Annotated in this window: 14 protein-coding genes and 1 pseudogene; 8 read left to right on the forward strand and 7 right to left on the reverse strand. The window is 60.4% G+C overall.

Features of this window, described 5'->3' with window-relative positions; all coding sequences use genetic code 11:
* Positions 1–305: 305 nt before the first annotated feature.
* A complete protein-coding gene (locus EL255_RS05905) occupies positions 306–596 on the forward strand; it encodes a hypothetical protein (protein WP_084228301.1) in 291 nt (96 codons plus the stop codon).
* A 78-nt stretch (positions 597–674) separates the two neighbouring features.
* Here the strand turns inward: EL255_RS05905 and EL255_RS05910 are convergent.
* Positions 675–935, reverse strand: a pseudogene (locus EL255_RS05910) (RidA family protein); the annotation flags it as partial.
* On the opposite strand from EL255_RS05910, the gene EL255_RS21305 reads away from it, so the two are divergent.
* From EL255_RS21305 to EL255_RS05930, 5 genes are all read left to right on the forward strand, one after another.
* A complete protein-coding gene (locus EL255_RS21305) occupies positions 876–1,049 on the forward strand; it encodes a hypothetical protein (protein ID WP_170175985.1) in 174 nt (57 codons plus the stop codon). The pseudogene EL255_RS05910 and the gene EL255_RS21305 overlap by 60 nt on opposite strands.
* Positions 1,050–1,156: 107 nt before the next feature.
* Positions 1,157–1,894, forward strand: coding sequence for a cold-shock protein (locus EL255_RS05915; protein ID WP_170175993.1), 738 nt, complete (start codon positions 1,157–1,159; stop codon positions 1,892–1,894).
* A 360-nt stretch (positions 1,895–2,254) separates the two neighbouring features.
* Positions 2,255–3,001, forward strand: a complete 747-nt coding sequence (locus EL255_RS05920) for a hypothetical protein (RefSeq protein WP_232018908.1) — start codon at positions 2,255–2,257, stop codon at positions 2,999–3,001.
* A gap of 397 nt (positions 3,002–3,398) precedes the next feature.
* A complete protein-coding gene (locus EL255_RS05925; RefSeq protein WP_232018909.1) occupies positions 3,399–3,755 on the forward strand; it encodes a DUF6232 family protein in 357 nt (118 codons plus the stop codon).
* A 124-nt stretch (positions 3,756–3,879) separates the two neighbouring features.
* Positions 3,880–4,188, forward strand: a complete 309-nt coding sequence (locus EL255_RS05930; RefSeq protein ID WP_197720914.1) for a nuclear transport factor 2 family protein — start codon at positions 3,880–3,882, stop codon at positions 4,186–4,188.
* Between the two features lie 165 nt (positions 4,189–4,353).
* Here the strand turns inward: EL255_RS05930 and EL255_RS05935 are convergent, their stop codons facing one another.
* The 3 genes from EL255_RS05935 to EL255_RS05945 form a co-directional block, all read right to left on the reverse strand.
* Positions 4,354–5,619: a RidA family protein gene (locus EL255_RS05935; protein WP_042652640.1), complete on the reverse strand. Its 1,266-nt coding sequence runs from the start codon at positions 5,617–5,619 to the stop codon at positions 4,354–4,356.
* A gap of 852 nt (positions 5,620–6,471) precedes the next feature.
* Positions 6,472–7,599 carry an anhydro-N-acetylmuramic acid kinase gene (locus EL255_RS05940; RefSeq protein ID WP_042652639.1) on the reverse strand — a complete coding sequence of 376 codons (1,128 nt, stop codon included), beginning with the start codon at positions 7,597–7,599 and terminating at the stop codon, positions 6,472–6,474.
* Positions 7,600–7,675: 76 nt separating this feature from the next.
* Positions 7,676–8,983, reverse strand: a complete 1,308-nt coding sequence (locus tag EL255_RS05945; protein WP_042652638.1) for a peptidoglycan DD-metalloendopeptidase family protein — start codon at positions 8,981–8,983, stop codon at positions 7,676–7,678.
* Between the two features lie 113 nt (positions 8,984–9,096).
* Between EL255_RS05945 and tyrS the strand changes: the two genes are divergently transcribed.
* Positions 9,097–10,296: a tyrosine--tRNA ligase gene (gene tyrS, locus EL255_RS05950; protein WP_042652637.1), complete on the forward strand. Its 1,200-nt coding sequence runs from the start codon at positions 9,097–9,099 to the stop codon at positions 10,294–10,296.
* 77 nt (positions 10,297–10,373) lie between these two features.
* Here the strand turns inward: tyrS and ygjK are convergent, their stop codons facing one another.
* A complete protein-coding gene (ygjK, locus tag EL255_RS05955) occupies positions 10,374–12,854 on the reverse strand; it encodes an alpha-glucosidase (RefSeq protein ID WP_042652636.1) in 2,481 nt (826 codons plus the stop codon).
* Positions 12,855–13,337: 483 nt separating this feature from the next.
* Positions 13,338–14,594, reverse strand: coding sequence for an adenylosuccinate synthetase (locus tag EL255_RS05960; protein ID WP_042652635.1), 1,257 nt, complete (start codon positions 14,592–14,594; stop codon positions 13,338–13,340).
* A 170-nt stretch (positions 14,595–14,764) separates the two neighbouring features.
* Here EL255_RS05960 and EL255_RS05965 point away from each other — a divergent pair, with 170 nt between their 5' ends.
* Entirely contained in the window at positions 14,765–15,694 is a 930-nt protein-coding gene (locus EL255_RS05965) for a LysR family transcriptional regulator (RefSeq protein WP_042652634.1), read from the forward strand.
* Between the two features lie 78 nt (positions 15,695–15,772).
* Here EL255_RS05965 and EL255_RS05970 read toward each other — a convergent pair whose 3' ends face one another.
* A complete protein-coding gene (locus tag EL255_RS05970; RefSeq protein WP_042652633.1) occupies positions 15,773–17,089 on the reverse strand; it encodes a TAXI family TRAP transporter solute-binding subunit in 1,317 nt (438 codons plus the stop codon).
* Positions 17,090–17,227 lie beyond the last annotated feature (138 nt).

Consider the following 17,227-nt stretch of genomic DNA (forward strand, 5'->3'; position numbering starts at 1 on the left):
GCCTGTCGGCACCTTGGGCTGAGTAGCACCGGGCCCAAGTGCTGAGTCGATAAACGCCCCCCATCGCAAGATGGGGGGCGTTGTTTATATCTATATCCATTTTATCTTTTTATGTCGTGCTTTCGCTGGGCTTCTAAGCTGAGTGCATCATCATTAAGTAAATATATTATATTTTTTACTATTAATTAGTGGTTCGAATTGGATTTATTTAGGATGACGTGTGTTTTAATTGTGTGATGGTGGTCACCTTTGGCTCTCTTTTTGTTGGGTACTCTACTTGTTGGGTTTATCAATGAGGGGTAGGTATGATTAATAAATTGATGTCTGCAATAAAAAGCCGTTCAGAAATAGAGTTTACATATAGCGGTTATGCTCGTGTAGCTCAACCTGTAGCTATTGGCGAGTCCAGTAAAGGAAACACCGTATTGCGTTGCTACCAAACTAAGGGGATGCATGTAACACCTGGACATGAGTGGGATTTATGTCTGGTTGATGACATATCTAACTTGGTAATTACAAATAATACTTTCCATATTGATCCTCCTGGCTACAAGAAAGGAGATAAGCATATGAAGAAAATATACGCTGAGTTATAACATTATCTGTATGCATGGGTAAGTAATGTAAAAAGACACCGGCCTAAGCCGGTGTCTTTTTATTGCTAGAGAAATGCCTTAAACCAGAGGTGGGGTGCTTTCCGCATTGGAGAGTACCGCATCCATCTGCATCAGGGCACCGGCGGGCAGTTCGCTCACCCCAAATACGGTGCGGGCGGGCAGATAGCTCGGGAAATAGCGGGTATAGATGGCATCCACCTCCGCCAGATCCGCGATATTGGCGACCTGGATATTGACCTTGACGATATCGTCCATCATATGGCTGATGCTCTCCACAATCGCCTTGATATGACCGAGGCACTGGGCAGTCTGTTCCTTGTGATGGCCGAATGGCAGATTTGGGAAACGATCCTCTGCTCGCCCTTTCTGGACTTTGTGGCCAGTGACACCTTTGCCACGGCTGACTATACCCGGTTCTTTCATGCACTATGAGGTCCTGTGTTCCGATCTCGTCATTGACGTGGCTGCCGAGCAGTTGCCCAGGATGTGCGGTCTGGAACGTTATTCTCTTATTTAATTGCAGCGGTGGTCACACATTAATGCAGGGAACAATAACCAGTTATTTGCCAGAAAAGCGCTATGGCTTTATCAAGGGCAAGGATGGCAAAGATTATTTCTTTCATGACAGCAGCTTCAAGAATGACGCACAAATAGCCCTGCTGGCGGAAGAGGCCATGGTCACATTCGAACAGCAGGCGACGCCCAAGGGATATAAGGCGACCCACTGCTCATTGCTTCATCCTACTGAGGCCCCGGGTTATATCACCCCGGATGAATTTATGACCTCGGGCTCGGAGAGCGTGAGGGGTTGGGACATTGTCGAGCTGGGTGACTGGATCGTACATGGTGCCTCCAGAGAGTCACCGAATGAGGCCAGGCGACAGGCTATTGAACATGCTCGGGGATTGGGTGCCAATGCGTTGCTCAAGCTGGAGTATTACAAGACGACAGGTGCCGAGGCTGGCACTGGCCGGGGCACACATCGCTTCACCATTCACCACTTTCGGGGCAGGGTTGCAACCTTGGCAAAACGTCATGCCAACGGGGACCATGAGTGGGATGAGTTGACTGGTTTGAATCAGCGCGCCAGGGCCGCAGAGCAAACGCAGCAACTCCTTGCCCAGAAAAAGCGAAAGGTCACTTGGAAGGTGGTATTGCTCTGTTCTCTGATTGCCTTATTTATTCATCCCTTGTTCATTATTATGTTGGTGGGAACAGGCTTTTTGTATAACCGAAAAAAACACAGTGATACGTGGCTTGAGCCAATATTAAAATAGTCTGAATATTCAGTTTGTTTCGATGGTAATCATTACTATTAAATATGTTTTTAATGTCGTAAGTGGGAGGTGGCGTGCGGTTAAAATAAATGATTCCTTCTATGATGGTGGTGTTGCCAGGGAGACCGGCGGTTTGATGTCATGAGGACAATAAGTGCATACCGTTTGATGTTCTTCTGGAGGTAACGATCGGCGATCGCAGGGTGATCATCACTATCTGAAAGCGGAGGAACTATGTTGGGTTTTGTATTGGGTGATATGTATTGTCGATCCGGTTCACTCCGGCCTCCTCCCCGGCTGGGGAAGCATTTCCCGCTCCCTCCCGATTACCAGCTGCGTGGCCGGGTCTCGGCCGCCATCATGACGATGGAGACCCTGCTCGATACCCCCTATCCGCAGAAGAAGTTCAGAGACCTGGTCTATGGCGCGCTCATCGACCGGCAGCGCCGTCTGTTTGCCGAGCATGTCGTCATCGCCCAACTGGAGAGCGACCAGGATCTTGAGCTGTCGGTGGATCTCTCGTTTATAAGCACGGCGGTGCCGATCGGCCTGCTCGCCATCTCGGAGGAGATGGCGCTGTTGACGGCGCCTCGCCCCAGCAAGACACACCCTCACCATGATGTGCTCTGCCAGGTGCTCGACTGCACCGCGATGCTGATGTTCTATGCCAGGGTCATTCGCCAGCGCAATGCGGTGCTGGAAAACATCGGCCACCAGTTTGGCTATCGGCCAGAGGCCGAGTTGAGGGCCAGAGTCGGAGCCGGAGGTCATGATGACTATGTGGCCTTCATGGTCAATGTCATGACCTGCATCGCCCACTCCCACTCGTTCAAGGAGGCGCTGGAAAACGGGGTGAGGATGGGGCTGCGGGAGCCCGCCTTCTTCTGCATCGTCGGGGCCCTCGCCAGCACCCTCTGGGGGATCCCCAAGCCTTGGGCTTATCAGGCGTCCCGGTTCATCCATCGACAGGATCCTCACTACATCCAGATCCTGTTGCGCGGCGAGACCCGCACCGGCCGTGGCCAGATCAACCTGGTGCCGCCCAAGCCCCCGCTCTGTGCCCCGGTGCGGCGCCAGGCCATCCGGCTGTTCAGGAGTGCGTTCTAGGCGGCAGAGCCCGGCCACTCCTGATGATCCTGCATTGCAAGGCGCCTCCCCCGGGAGGCGCTTTTTGATGGGCGGCGTTGATTGGTTGGCAAGGGGGAACCGACGAGCGAGCCTCGAGTCCGGGCTCCCCAGGATAATAAGTTGCGCCGCCTCGCTTTTTCTCTTCAATTAGCTTTGCTATTTGGTGTCATCCGGTACCATACCCAGTCTGCGACTCGTCTGGATAGTAACTGCCTGCCAGGCGGTCATTCGGCGATGGCGCCTCCCTGTGCCGGCCGGTGTCGATGCAGGGCATGCTAATTATAAAAATATCAGCTGATAAATAAGATTATTAATACAACGGAGGGTGCCAATGCCTTGTTCTATATCCATTCAACCATCGACTGGAAAATTGCAGGTGAATGCCGACAGCTATGAGCTGGATAAAATTGCTGATGTGCAAGTGAGAGTGCTCAGCTGGAAAAATCACTTGCTGAATATGGTTCTGCTTGGGGTGATCACATCGAGCATTTTGTTTGTCTTTATACCGACGGAAGAGCAGGGGAAGGGCGTTACCCTGCTGCTCCCCGCGATGGGGTTTGTGGTGGGCGCCATCATGGCGCTGGCTGCGAGCGCCAAATATGAGTTCAGACTGGAGTTCAAGCATGGGGATGAAACCGGGGTGCAATGGATTACCGCCGCCAAGAGTCGATCGTCCAGCGATTATGCGGTGTTTAAAGAGCGGGAAATTGAGCTTAAACGCACTATAAGCTGACGCAGGGTGCCCGCGAAACAGCAGGCTGTATAGTATTCCGCTCACGGATTTCTAATGGATTGGAAAGATGAATGCTTGCGAAGCGATAGTTCAGAGGCAGCTGGATGCCTATAACAGGAAGGATATGGCAGCCTGGCTGGCGACCTATTCAGAGGGGGCGGCCCAGTATTCCATCGAGGGGGAACTCATCGCACGGGATAAAGCCCATATGCGGGCCAATATCGCCTCGCGCTTCATGGAGCCGGATCTCTATGCCGAGCTGCTGTCCCGCCACAGCGACGATAATGTCGTCATCGACCACGAGCGGGTCAGGCGCAACTTCCCGGAGGGGGCCGGCACCATAGAGATGCTGTGCATTTACCTCATCGAGCATGATCTGATCGCCAGAGCCACCTTCAAGCTGTTCAACCAGCGGCTGACCAGGCCGTCATAGGGTATGGACACCGGGCGAGCTGGCCGCCCGCCAGCAAGCAGTGAACCAGTGCGCCCCGGGGCGGCACTGGTCTGAGTGGGCTCCCATGTTCGGGTCAGATCCTCTGATATTTCATGCATAAAAAGACACCGGCCTCAGCCGGTGTTTTTTCGTTAGAACAATACCTTATGCCTGCGGCGGGGTACTCTCCGCATTGGAGACTACGGCATCGATCTGCACCAGGGCACCGGCGGGCAGTTCGCTAACGCCAATGACGGTGCGGGCTGGCAGATAGTCCGGGAAGTATTGGGTATAGATGGCGTTGACCGCCTCCAGATCCTCGATGTGTTTCAGCTGGATATTGATCTTGACGATATCGTCCATCACATGGCTGATGCTCTCCACAATCGCCTTGATATTGCTCAGGCACTGGGCGGTCTGCTCCTTGACACAACCGGCCAGGATCTTGCCAGTGGCAACATCCAGCGGCAGTTGGCCGGCAATATGGTTGTAGTGGGAGAAGGCGACGGTCTGTGAATGCAGCGGACTCTTAGGTGCCTTGTCCGTGTTGCTGGCCCGGATCACCAGATTGTGTCTGTCTTCCACCAGTTGCGGCGGCGTGCCGTCACCGTGGGAGATCACCGCATCCATCTGCACCAGGGCATCCATGGGCAGGGCAGAGGCGCAAATCACGGAGCGGGCCGGCACATAGGCGACGGCGCGGGCGATGGCCGAGTCCGGGAAGAAGGTGGTATAGACGGCGTTGACGGCGTCCATATCGGCGAGGTTTTTCAGGTAGACATTCACCTTGACGATGTCGTCAAACGGCACGTCGATGCTTTCCAGGATGGCCTTGATATTTTTCAGGCACTGAGCCGCCTGCTCCTGGATGCCACCGGCGACCAACTTGCCCGACGCCGCCTCGATCGGCAGTTGTGCGCCGATATTGTTGTAGTGAGAGAAGGCGACGGTATGGGTCGAGAGCGGGTCTTGCGGCGCCTTGTCGCTATTGCGGGCCAGCTTGATGAGGGCGCAGGGTGCCTGCGGGAAGGTGCCTTCGCCATTGGAGATGATGGCTTCGATTTGGACCTGGGCATCCATCGGCAGGGCGGCCACCGCCAGGGTGGTGCGGGTCGGCACATAGTGCGGGAAGAATTCGCGATAAACCGCGTTGACCGCCTCCAGATCCGCCATGTCTTTCAGGAAGATGGTGACTTTCACCACATCGTCCATCACATGGCCGATGCTTTCGACGATGGCCTTGATGTTATTCAGGCACTGTTTGGCCTGCACCTTGACATCGCCCGCGATCATTTTGCCTGTTTTGGGATCGACAGGTAGTTGGGCGGAAATATTATTGTAATGGGAGAACGCCACAGTTTGAGTATATGGGCCTAAATGCTGGGGGGCCTGTTCAGTATTTCTTGCAGCCTTGATGATAGTGCCACTCATATCGATACTCCTCGTTAATGCAAAGTACAGTTTGCCCCTCTCTGATCGCGCTCCTCGCTGACCCCGGTAGCGTCAAAGTCGTCGCTTCGGGTTCTGGGCATCGGGTATGCCGCAGGGAGCGGGATCCAGCTTCCCAATTATTATTTTCAAGCCACTCGCAAGAGGGGTTGGATAAGGGAGGCAGAGATTGGGTTGATTATTTCAGACGCAGCGATTCTATGAGTGGATTCCGGTGGGATGCAAACCGGGATCTCATTTATATGAGATGGCTCAATGGACTGAAATATCGCTATTTTGCTATTCAATTCATGCTGCATAGGCTCTTAGCGTGAAAGGTGTCGCTCTTTTACCGTGGGCAAGCCCGCGGGCTAAGGGTTCTTACCTTTGTGAGGGCTGGCCAATACTGTGAATAAAGCGTTAATAACATGCACCAGCTTGCAGTTAATCAAATTTATTGTGCATGGATATGCGCTTTTAGGCTTTTCGGAGATCTATCTCGGCGCTTTAAAATATGCTAGCCGAAGCTAATGGATGAGTTAATAAAGATGTGGCGGGAATATAATTCAATATATCTGCATGAGTGATTCATTACGGCACCCTGTGAAGGGCGCCTTGCGCACGGATCCTGGTCAGTTCTTGCTTGCCAAAGCACCAGAAATATATGCCATGAAATTGCAGCCGTACTGTGAGGAGTGATTTGAAGAGTGGCGTGAAGGGAAGCGAGATGGTCCTGTGCCCGCCTGACCATCGTCAGACGCAGGCAGGTGCACGAGAGGCGGGAGGTTTGAATCTGTGCTCTGAATCAGCCTCAAGCGCTAGCACCTGAGGCTGATTCCCGACCGGCAAGCGCCCTTATCCGGCGGGATAGAGGGCGCCCAGGATCGCCGGGCGGCTGGCGCCGGTGACGGCGGGCAGGTTGCCCGGTTGACGCTGGATGAAGCGCATCGCGAGCCAAGCGAAGGCGGCTCCCTCCACCCAGTCGGGGGCCAGCCCCAGCTCGGCGGTGCTGGCCAGGCGCCAGCGGGGCAACAGGGTTGCGAGTTCCGCCAGCAGCGGGCCGTTATGGGCACCGCCGCCGCAGACGAACAGCTCTGGCCTGGTTTGTGTCTCATCCACCGCAGGCAGCTGGCGGGCTATGCTGTGGCAGCTCAGCGCCTGCAGGGTGCGCTGCACATCCACGGGGGCGTATGCCGTGCCTGCCAGCTTGCCGTCGAGCCAGTCGAGGGTAAACATCTCCCGCCCCGTGCTCTTGGGGGCGGGGGCGGCGAAGTAGGGATGAGCCAGCAGTTTTTCGAGCAGCGCCGGGAGCAACCGGCCGCTGGCGGCCCAGCGGCCATTCGCATCGTAGTCGCCGCCTTGCGGGTGATGGCGGCGATACCAGCCGTCGAGCAGGGTGTTGGCGGGGCCGGTATCGAAGCCATATACCTGAGCGTTGCCGTCGCCGTCCGGATTACCAGGCAACACGGAGATGTTGGCGATGCCGCCGAGGTTCAGCACCACCCGCAGGGCGCCGGGGCTGGCGAAGATGGCCTGATGGAAGGCGGGCACCAGGGGCGCCCCCTGGCCGCCGAGGGCCATATCCAGGGTGCGAAAGTCGGCGATGACGTCGATGCCGGTCGAGGCGGCCAGCAGGGCGGCGTTGCCGATTTGCAGGGTGAAGCCGAGCTGGGGGCGGTGGCGTATGGTCTGGCCGTGGGAGCCGATGGCGCGGATCTCCCCGGGCTCAAGTCCCGCCTTGGCAAGCAAGGCGTGGGTCGCGGCGGCAAATTCCCGCGCCACCCGATTGTCGGCCACCCCCATGCGGTCTATCTCGTTGTCGCCCGGGGTGCAGAGGGCATGCAGCTCGCGGGCGGTCTCAGCCGGCCAGGGGTGGCAGAGCGCCGCCTCGACCCGCAGCGTCTCGCCGTCGAGCGCGATCAGCACAGCATCTATGCCATCCATGCTGGTGCCTGACATCAATCCGATATAGCGCTCACTCATGGCCTCTCCTTATGATCTCTCTGCATTCAAGCCGTCACCGGGTGCGAACCCGTGCGGTGGATGGGTTGCCAACGCGTCAGCTGCCGCCATTATCCCGCTTGTTCTGGGCCAGCTGCAGCTCGGGGCTGCCGAGTTTCGCCAGCTGGGGCATGGCCTGGGTCTTGAAGCTGGCCAGCTCCCGCCCGGTGAGCGTCTCGGCCTGGGGCAGGCTGAGGGTGCGCGGGTTCTTGTGCACGCCGCCCACCACGAATTCATAGTGCAGGTGCGGGCCTGTGACCCGGCCTGTGCCCCCCAGATTGCCGATGGTCTGCCCCTGCTTCACCCGCTGCCCCTTGTTGACGGTGCGTTTTGAGAGGTGCAGGTACTTGGTCACATAGTTGCCGGCATGCTTGATGAACACATAGTTGCCGTTGAACTGGTTGTAACCGGCCGCCACCACGCTGCCGGAGCCCGCCGCCATGATGGGGGTGCCCACCGGCGCCACATAGTCGATGCCGTTGTGGGGGCGGATCTTGCCGGTGACCGGGTGCAGGCGGCGCGGATTGAAGTTGGAGCTGATGTATTTGAAGTTGACCGGCGCGCGCAGGAAGCTCTTGCGCATCGCCTTGCCTTCCGGCGTGTAGTAGTTGCCATCCTCGTTCAGCACGGCGCGGTAGGCGGCGCCCTGGTTGACGAACTCGGCTGCCAGGATATCGCCGGAGGCGACCCGCTCATCGTCTTGATATTTCTCCTGATAGACCACCCGGAAGCTGTCCCCCGGTTGCAGATCCTGGGCGAAGTCGATGTCCCAGCCGAAGATGGCGGCCAAGTCCATGATCTGATCCTCGTTCATGCCCGCCTCGACGGCGGCCCCCCAGAAGCTGGAGCGGATCTCGCCCCTGGCGACCTGCTCGCGGGTATCGAGCTCCAGCTTGACCGCTCTGGCGACGAAGCCTTCGGCCTTGCGGCTGACCTTGAGCGCCTGCTCCAGGCTGTGGGGATAGTAGAGGCTGTGCAGATCGCCGTTCCTGGTGAGCTTGAAGGTGAGCTCCTGACCGGGTTGCAGGGCGCGCAAGGGGTTGGTCGCATCGAGCTGGGCGATGAGGTAGAGATCGCCGGCGCTGAGGCCGAGGCGCTGGAAGATGACCTGCATGTTGTCGCCGGCGCGCACCTTCACCTGCTTGGTGATGTAGCTCGGCTTGGCACGCCGCTCGGCCAGCGCCTGCGGCTGTGCCTCACCCTCATCGAGGGGTGAGGCATCGGCGAGTTGCTCGTCACCGTTGACCCGGGTGGCCACCGCCTGTTCGCTCGGCCAGGCCGCCAGCATCATCACCATGATGCTCAGGATCAGCACCATCTTGCGGTGCCAGGTGGGAAGAGAGTTGAAGGCGTTCCAAATAATCATTGAGGCGGACGAAGTTGAGCAGAAAAGAAGGTCGGATTTTACAGCCTTTCCAATTGGCCCGCCATTCCAGTAAGATGTTTGGCCCTGTGGAATCGTGATTGGAGAGTCAAAAAATGTCCCAGCTCGAGGTGGCGCTAGCCGAGATCAAGCGCGGAGCGGAAGAAATTCTGGTGGAAGAAGAACTTGTCGCCAAGTTGAAGGAAGGACGCCCGCTGCGTATCAAGCTGGGCATGGACCCGACGGCTCCCGACATTCACCTCGGTCACACCGTGATCCTCAACAAGCTGAAGACCTTCCAGGACCTGGGCCACGAGATCATCCTGCTGATCGGCGACTTCACCGCCATGGTGGGTGATCCGTCCGGCAAGAACAGCACCCGTCCGCCGCTCTCCGAAGACGCGATCAAGCACAACGCCCTCACCTATGCCGAGCAGGCGTTCAAGATTTTGGATCCCGCCAAGACCCGCATCGAGTACAACTCCACTTGGCTGGGTGAGCTGGGCGCGACCGGCATGATCAAGCTGGCGGCCAAGCAGACCGTGGCCCGCATGATGGAGCGCGACGACTTCAAGAAGCGCTACACCGGCGGCCAGTCCATCGCCATTCACGAATTCCTCTACCCGCTGCTGCAAGGCTATGACTCGGTCGCGCTGAAGGCGGATGTGGAGCTCGGCGGTACCGATCAGAAGTTCAACCTGCTGATGGGCCGCGAGCTGCAAAAAGATGCCGGCATGGCCGCCCAGTGCGTGCTGATGATGCCGCTGCTGGTGGGTCTTGACGGCGTCAAGAAGATGTCCAAATCTGCCGCCAACTACATAGGCGTGCACGATGCCCCGGGGGAGATGTTCGGCAAGATCATGTCCATCACCGACGATCTGATGTGGAACTACTACGAGCTGCTCTCCTCCCGCCCGTTGGCGGACATCGAGGGCTTCAAGGCCGGCATTGCCGCCGGCACCCTGAACCCGCGCGACGTGAAGATCTGGCTGGCCAAGGAGATCATCACCCGCTACCACGATGAGGCGGCGGCCGAGGCGGCCCACGAAGACTTCACCCAGCGTTTCTCCAAGAACGCCATCCCGGACGAGATGCCAGAAGTGGAGCTGGCATTGGAAGGGGAAGGCCTGCCCATCGCCAACCTGCTCAAAGACGCCGATCTGGTGGCCACCACCTCGGAGGCGCTGCGCATGATCAAGCAGGGCGCGGTCAAGGTTGATGGCGAGAAGCTGGACGATGGCAAGGCGCTGGTCGGTGCCGGCACCGCCGTCTATCAGGTCGGCAAGCGCAAGTTTGCCCGGGTGACTGTCAAGTAAGCGGTGACCCCCCGCGTCCCGATAAAAAAAGGCCTCCATGATGGAGGCCTTTTTGTTGGCGCTGGTCCCGACCGGGATCAGCCCTCTTTTCTCAGGAAGTTGCGATAGAGCATATAGAGGTGGGCCGAGCTCCAGCTGAAGTTGCTGGCCCCCTGCATGGCGCCGGTCTCCGGGTTGTAGTTCTCGCGGATGGGGCCGCTGCCCGCCAGCCCTTCGGCGTTGCTGAACAGCTTGTTGACCAGCATCTGGGCATCGTCGCGATAGCCGTAGTTCTCCAGCCCCTTCACCCCGAAGTAGAACTGATCCAGCCAGACCCGGCCGCGCCAGTAGATGTTGGGGTCATAGGCCGGGTTGGTCAGCGCCGCCGTGCCGAGCGGCACCTTGGTGTTGAACTCTTGGGCGTTGAGCATCACCTCGCGCACCCGGGCGGCCTTCTCCTTGTCGGCGACCTCCGCCCAGAGCGGGCTCCAGCCTTCCGGCCCACGGCCACGGGCGGTCAGCAGCTTGCCGACGCAGCCGTTGGCGTCCGCCACATCTCCTTGGGCGATCTGGCGATCGTAATAGAAGCCGGAGGCCTCATCGAACAGACAGCCGTTGATGTAGCCGGAGAGCTGGCTTGCCCCCTCGCGGTAGCGGCTCGCCTCGTCCGGCTTGCCGAGCAGCTCGGCCATGTCCGCCAGGATGCGCTTCTCCTTGGCGAGGAAGGCGTTGAGCTCCACCGACTCCTGATCGATGGAGAAGCCGATGAGGCTGCCGTCGTCTTCGTGGTTCTCGAAGAAGGCGACGTTCCAGTCCTGGCGGGCCTTGGCGAGGTCGCCGCCATAGGTTTTGTCGGCATAGCGCTGCAGTTGGTCTTGCTCGATGAAGCCGAAGCGGGCGGCGTTGTCCATGCCGGACTCCCAGCCGGCGCCATGCTGGGCACCTATGTCCATCTCGCTGTAACCGCCGACGCTCAGCACCTGCTGATAGAGCGGCATGCCGGCGCAGGCGTACCAGCCATCTCCCTCATTGGTGCAGCTCGAGAGATCCAGCCCGGCGGGCACGCTGTTGGCGTACTGCACCTTGAAGGTGATGTTGCCGAACTCGTCATTGTGCTCGACGTGCTTGGTGGCGCCGTATTCGATGATGCCGTTGTGGTTGTTGTCCCGCGCGCGGTACCACCAGTCGTGATAGGCCTGGATCTTCGGATACATCTCGGCGATGAAGGCCTTGTCCTGGGTCGCGCTGTAGATCTCCCAGATGGCCCAGGCGGAGAGCGGCGGCTTGGTGTCGCGCTCGTTCCAGTTGCCGCCGTCGCCGCCCCGATCGGAGAGCTTGTTGTAGAAGACGGCGTCGATCACCATGCCCGCGTCCTGTGGCCGCACCGGATCGTCCGGCTGGACCTGATAGTCATACATGGCGCGCACGTTGTTCTGGGCCACCTCTGGGTTGAAGTGGGCCATGGCGTAGGCGTGCTTCCAGCTGTCCCAGGCCCAGACACCGTCGAACCAGCGGGCGGTGTTGGAGGGGGTCACCCCGTCGTGCAGTATGGCGCCGGCCGGGGAGCGCCAGTTGCCGTTGAGAGTCTCCATCGCCTTGACCGCGATGCGACGCTCCGACTCGGCGATGCCCTGGTTGGAGAGGCCGCGCTCGAGGTAGCCCTCCCAGCGGCGGATGGAGGCATCGAAGTAGTCGGCCGGATTGGCCAGCAGGGCCTGGCGGCTCTGCTGGTAGTGGCTCGCCTCATCGCTGGAGTGGACATAGCTCTGCAGGGTGTAGACGTCCTCGCTGCCCTTGGCGGCCAGGGTGAGGCTGGCCTCGCTGCGGTAGCCGAGGGTCTTCTCGTCCAGGGTGGTGCGGCTGGCCAGGGTGCGATCGATGCGATAGCTGGCGCTGCCGCTCTGCATGATGTTCCAGGTGCTGCGCAGTTCGCCGAACTGGAACTCGACCCCCTGTTCGCTCTGGCTGATGGTGCGGGTCCAGTTCGGGTATTGCTCGGCGATGGTCTTCTTGGCATCCCACTGGTTGAGCAGCTCGCCCTGCCAGTCGAGGCTCAGGGTGAGGGGCGCATCTGTGTGGTTGCTCAGCCGCGTGCGGATCAGCGCGGTACGGGCATCGCCGTAGCGCAGCTCCAGCTCCAGGCCGAAAGTATCGAACTCGTAGCGCTGGATCAGCGCCCCCGGGATGGCGTAGAGCTCGTGCTTGCTGGCGGATGTGAGCGGGTACTGGCGGCCGCTCTCGTCGCTCAGGGTCAGCTTGTCCAATTCGCTTGCGAAGAACAGGCTGTACTCCTCGGCGATCACCATGGGGCCGGTGAAGCCGCCCCATTCGTTTTCACTGGCGGGCAGCAGGAAGCCGTGCCAGGCCCCCAGATCGAGCAGCGGGTTGTACTTGAGGTTGGAGTAGCTGTCGAAGTCTCGGAACTGGAGCGGGGTGCCGCTGCGATCGATCACATTCTTGTACTGGCTCGCCAGGGTCGGGCTGGGCGGGGTCGTGGCGCTGGAGTCATTGCCGTTGCAGGCGGCCAGTCCGAACAGGGCGACGCCCAGGGCGATGGAAAGTAAATTTTTACGAAACATGTCTCGCTCCAATTACTGATTTGTAGGTTGAGGTAGGTGTTTTTTTATCTGTTTTTTAGTGAAAGCGTTTGCGATTGTCATTGTAGAGCAATTTTCCGGCACTTTTTGGCGCTTCATCACAGGGTCAGGCGAGGGAGTGTGAGCGGGATCACCGGGTTACAAGAGGTTACATAGATGGGTGTTTTAGTAACTATTTACTTATCGTGTGGCCACAACCGGCGGGCAGGTGTGTAGAGGGGGATAAGGCGCAGCCGAACTCCTGCCTGAAACGGGGGTTGAGCGGGAGGGGAGTCGTCGCCGCAGGTGAGGGGAACGGGGTGAGCGACTGTGGCGGCTGGGTGAGGGCAGATGGCGCAGGCGGACAGGGGCGCCATGCAGCAGGGGGTACTGGGCGGCCTGCCCGTTCGCCGGGCGGCAGCCATAAAAAAACCGGCCTCATGGAGACCGGTTTTTATCTGCCTTGTCGACAGCGATGCGAGCGGCTTAGCGCAGGATCATCTGCTCACGGCCCGGGCCGACGGAAACCATGGGCACCGGCACCCCCAGCAGGGCTTCGATGCGCAGCACATAGTGCTGGGCAGCCTTGGGCAGGTCTTCGAACTTGCGGATGTGAGAGATGTCTTCGCTCCAGGCTTCCATGGACTCGTACACCGGCTTCAGACCGGCGGTCTGCGGCCAGATCGGGTTCTCGGTGTTGGCACCTTCGTAGGCCACGCAGATCTTCAGATCCGGCATGCCGGAGAGGCAGTCCAGCTTGGTCAGGGCGATCTCGTTGGCGGCCTGGATCTCCAGACCCTGCTTGGTGGCGACCGCATCGAAGTAGCCGATGTCACGGGGACGGCCGGTGGTGGCACCGAACTCGTTGGCGAACTTGCGGAACTCTTCCTGGTTCTCCATGGCGGTGATCAGGGTGCCGGTACCCACAGAGGTACTGAACGCCTTGGCCACGGCAATCACGCGCTCGGGGCGCAGGGCTGGCAGGCCGCCACCGATACCGGCGTAGGCGCCGGAGACGTGGGAAGAGGTCACCCAGGGGTACTCACCGTAGATCAGGTCACGGCCGGCGCCCAGCTGAGCTTCGAACAGCAGGGTGCCGTTCTGGGCCTGGATGGCCTTGAGCGGCTCGCTGACGTTGCAGACGGCGTCGATCCAGGGCGCGGACACTTCCAGCAGCCAGTCGGCCATTTCCTGGGCGGTCTGGCTGAACTCGAAGCTCGGGTAGAGCGCCTTGAGCTGCGGCAGTTTCCAGTCGAGGAAGAATTGGATGCGCTCGACCAGCACTTCCGGCTGTTTCAGCCAGCCTACCAGGATCGCTTTTTTCATGACCCGATCACCGTAAGCCGGGGCAATGCCCTGACGGGTGGAGCCGTAGGCGCCGTCACCCAGACGCACTTCTTCCAGGGTGTCTTCCAGCGCGTGGATCGGCAGGCAGAAGGTGGCGCGATCGGAGATGGCGAGCTTTGGAGTCACGCCGGCGGCCTTCACTTCGGCCAGCTCTTTGGTCAGGGGCTCGGGGCTGATCACCATGCCAGGGCCGAGGACAACCAGGCAATCCGGGTTGAAGACACCGCTCGGCAGCTGGTGCAGCTTGAAGGTGCCGAGATCGTTGACCACGGTGTGGCCGGCGTTGTTGCCGCCCTGGAAGCGGATGCTGGCGGCGGATTCACCTGCCAGATAATCGACGATGCGGCCCTTGCCTTCATCACCCCAGTTAGCACCTACGACTACGATAGACGACATGACTCTTTCTCCTAAGACGTTAGGCGTTCATCCTAGGAGCCTGGGGTGGATTAGAAAAATTAATTATCTTTATAATTCCGATAAGGAAGTCATATAATTATGGCCAATTTATCGGCAAAGCCCCCGCCATGACGCGCCATCCCGCGCCAGCCGTGGGCGAGAGTTACCTCATGTTGGATATTCACTGGTTAAACACCTTCGTCACCCTGGCTCGCCTGCAGCACTTCGGCCAGACCGCCACCGAACTGCACATGACCCAGCCCAATGTCAGCCTGCACCTCAAGAACCTGGAGCAGGCCACCCGGGTCAAGCTGATAGAGCGCAGCCCGTTTCGCCTCACCCAGGCCGGCGAGCGGTTGCTGCAAAGCGCCGAGCGCGCCATCGCCGAGCTGCAGCTGTGCCAATCCGATCTCAATGCCCTCAACCAGCTGAGCCAGGGCACCCTGGCCATCGCCGCCAGCGATATCCTCTCGCGATTGCTGCTGATCCAGCCGTTCCAGCGCTTCAAGCAGGCCTTCCCGGGCATCGATCTCACCCTGTTCAACACCACCTCGGATCAGGCGGCCGAGCTGGTCAAGACCGGGCGGGCGGATCTCGGCTTCGTGATGGCGCAGAAACGCAGCGAGCCGCTCTCCTACTCCGAGTTGCAGCAGGTGACCTGGTGCACCCTGGGGCACGGGCTGGCACGCTGGCAGGCACGGCACAGGGCGGGGCAGAGCGATCCCCTGGATGAACCGACCCTCATCTTGCTGGGCCATGACACCCGCACCCGGGCGCTGATCGACCCTTCCCTGCCGCTGCTGGGGCTGCCGCCCTGCCGCATCATGGAGGTGGGCAGCGTGGACGCCCAGCTCGACTGGGCCGAGGCGGGGTTCGGGGTGGCCATAGTGCCGGACTTCTCCCTGCATCCCCGGCTCAAGCTCAGCGCCCCCGTGACCCGGTTGACCGATTTCCCCGCGACCAGCCTGGGGTATGTGGTGCGCCAGAATCAGGTGCTGTCGCGGGCCATCAAGCAGTTGCTGCACTGGGTGGAGGAGGAGATCCAGGGCCCCGGGATGTCGTCGGGATCCCTGACCTCGGCCGCCAAGTCGCGAGAGTGACGAAGCGGTGCCAGAGGCGCTGACAACGAGAGAGGCCACCCCGGGGTGGCCTCTCTCGTTACTGATCGTCGCCGGCGCTCACTGGGCGGCTGGCTGGGGTTGCGCCGTGGGGGCGGCGCCGCTCTGCTGGGCCGGCACCCGATCGGGCTCCGTCGCCGGTGTGGCCGGGAGCAGGAGCTCCTGCTCGGGCGCGGCTGAGGGAGCCCCTGGCATCGCGGTGCCGCCCTGGGGCACCACCTGTCCTTCGAGTGCCGGGGTCGCGGCGTCGGTAGCCACGGCGCCAGAGCCCGCCGGCAGTACGGCACCGGTGCCTTGCTCTGGTCGGGCGGGGGAACCTTCCGGCGAGGGGGCTGCATCGCTGGCCGGGGTGGCAGCCGTGCCCTCCGCGGCCGAGGGGCTGAGCGACTCGGGGGCGAGGAGCGGCGCCTGGGCCGGGGCATCCTGCATGCCCGGATGGGGCGGGACTATGTTGTCGCTCTGCATGGATTCCGGGGTGAGGGTGGTCAGCGCCGGGTGCAGGCGGGTGAACTGCTTGAGGCGGCTGCTCAGCACATCACGAACTGTGCGCACCTCCTCCTGAGGCAGGCTGTCCAGCGCCACCAGCTCGGCGGTCACGGCAAAGGTGCTGATGCCGCTGGTCTGGCCCGGATAGAGGTTGGCCCCGATGCGGCTGCGCTGGTAGTAGGGGTGGTTCTTGAGCAGGCGATCGATCTGCTCTCCCTCGATGGGGATGAGGCGAGCCTTGCAGCGGCCGGTCAGATCACCGATCCCCTGATTGGGATGGCCAGCCACCACGAAGGCGGCGTCCAGGCTGCCGTTGCAGAGGCCCTCGAGGGGATTGCTGGCCGAGGCGGCGGGTGCCGCCGCGAAGCTGCTCGCCTGCCAGCCCATGGCATCGAGCAGCGCCTGGCTGGTGACGCGATCCCCCGAATCGGGGTTACCGAGATCGACCCGCTTGCCCTCGATATCGGCCAGGGTGGTGATGTTGCTGGTGGCGCTGGCGAGCAGGGTCAGCGACTCCTGATGGAGCCTAAACAGGCTGCGCAGCTTGTCGTTTGGCGCCTCGCCCGTGAAGGGGCCGCTGCCATGGGCCGCATGGTACAGGACATCCGACTGCACCAGCGCGAGCTGGATGTCGCCCTTGGCCAGGTCGACCAGATTGGCGAGGGAGCCCGAGGTGTTCTGCACCGTGCAGTGCAGTCCATGCTGGCTGCTCTCTTCGTTGAGCAGACGGCAGATGGCGCCGCCGGTCGGGTAGTAGACGCCGTTGAGTGCCCCCGTGCCTATGGTGATGTAGGCAGGGGCGGCAGAGAGGGGCAGCGCCAGCAGCGCCGCCAGCCAGGGCAGGGCGATGCGGAACAGGGGCGAGCGGTGGCGCAGGACTCGTGGGTGCATAGTGAACCGGATCAATGGCGGATAAAAAGGGATGAGGCAAGCCCATCCCGGCATGGGTCACATCTTATCTATACCAGATGCAAACCAGAATGGCTTTCGCCATTCGCGTCAATCAGTGGAGGCGGCCGGCCGGCAGCC

This window comes from Aeromonas encheleia, from assembly GCF_900637545.1.
GTDB lineage: Bacteria > Pseudomonadota > Gammaproteobacteria > Enterobacterales > Aeromonadaceae > Aeromonas > Aeromonas encheleia.

Excerpts from the sequence above, each read along its gene's own strand:
- EL255_RS05905 (WP_084228301.1), top strand. The coding sequence starts at position 306 with ATGATTAATAAATTGATGTCTGCAATAAAAAGCCGTTCAGAAATAGAG.
- EL255_RS21305 (WP_170175985.1), top strand. The coding sequence starts at position 876 with ATGGCTGATGCTCTCCACAATCGCCTTGATATGACCGAGGCACTGGGC.
- EL255_RS05915 (WP_170175993.1), top strand. The coding sequence starts at position 1,157 with ATGCAGGGAACAATAACCAGTTATTTGCCAGAAAAGCGCTATGGCTTT.
- EL255_RS05920 (WP_232018908.1), top strand. The coding sequence starts at position 2,255 with ATGACGATGGAGACCCTGCTCGATACCCCCTATCCGCAGAAGAAGTTC.
- EL255_RS05930 (WP_197720914.1), top strand. The coding sequence starts at position 3,880 with ATGGCAGCCTGGCTGGCGACCTATTCAGAGGGGGCGGCCCAGTATTCC.
- EL255_RS05935 (WP_042652640.1), bottom strand. The coding sequence starts at position 5,619 with ATGAGTGGCACTATCATCAAGGCTGCAAGAAATACTGAACAGGCCCCC.
- EL255_RS05940 (WP_042652639.1), bottom strand. The coding sequence starts at position 7,599 with ATGAGTGAGCGCTATATCGGATTGATGTCAGGCACCAGCATGGATGGC.
- EL255_RS05945 (WP_042652638.1), bottom strand. The coding sequence starts at position 8,983 with ATGATTATTTGGAACGCCTTCAACTCTCTTCCCACCTGGCACCGCAAG.
- tyrS (WP_042652637.1), top strand. The coding sequence starts at position 9,097 with ATGTCCCAGCTCGAGGTGGCGCTAGCCGAGATCAAGCGCGGAGCGGAA.
- ygjK (WP_042652636.1), bottom strand. The coding sequence starts at position 12,854 with ATGTTTCGTAAAAATTTACTTTCCATCGCCCTGGGCGTCGCCCTGTTC.
- EL255_RS05960 (WP_042652635.1), bottom strand. The coding sequence starts at position 14,594 with ATGTCGTCTATCGTAGTCGTAGGTGCTAACTGGGGTGATGAAGGCAAG.
- EL255_RS05965 (WP_042652634.1), top strand. The coding sequence starts at position 14,765 with ATGTTGGATATTCACTGGTTAAACACCTTCGTCACCCTGGCTCGCCTG.
- EL255_RS05970 (WP_042652633.1), bottom strand. The coding sequence starts at position 17,089 with ATGCACCCACGAGTCCTGCGCCACCGCTCGCCCCTGTTCCGCATCGCC.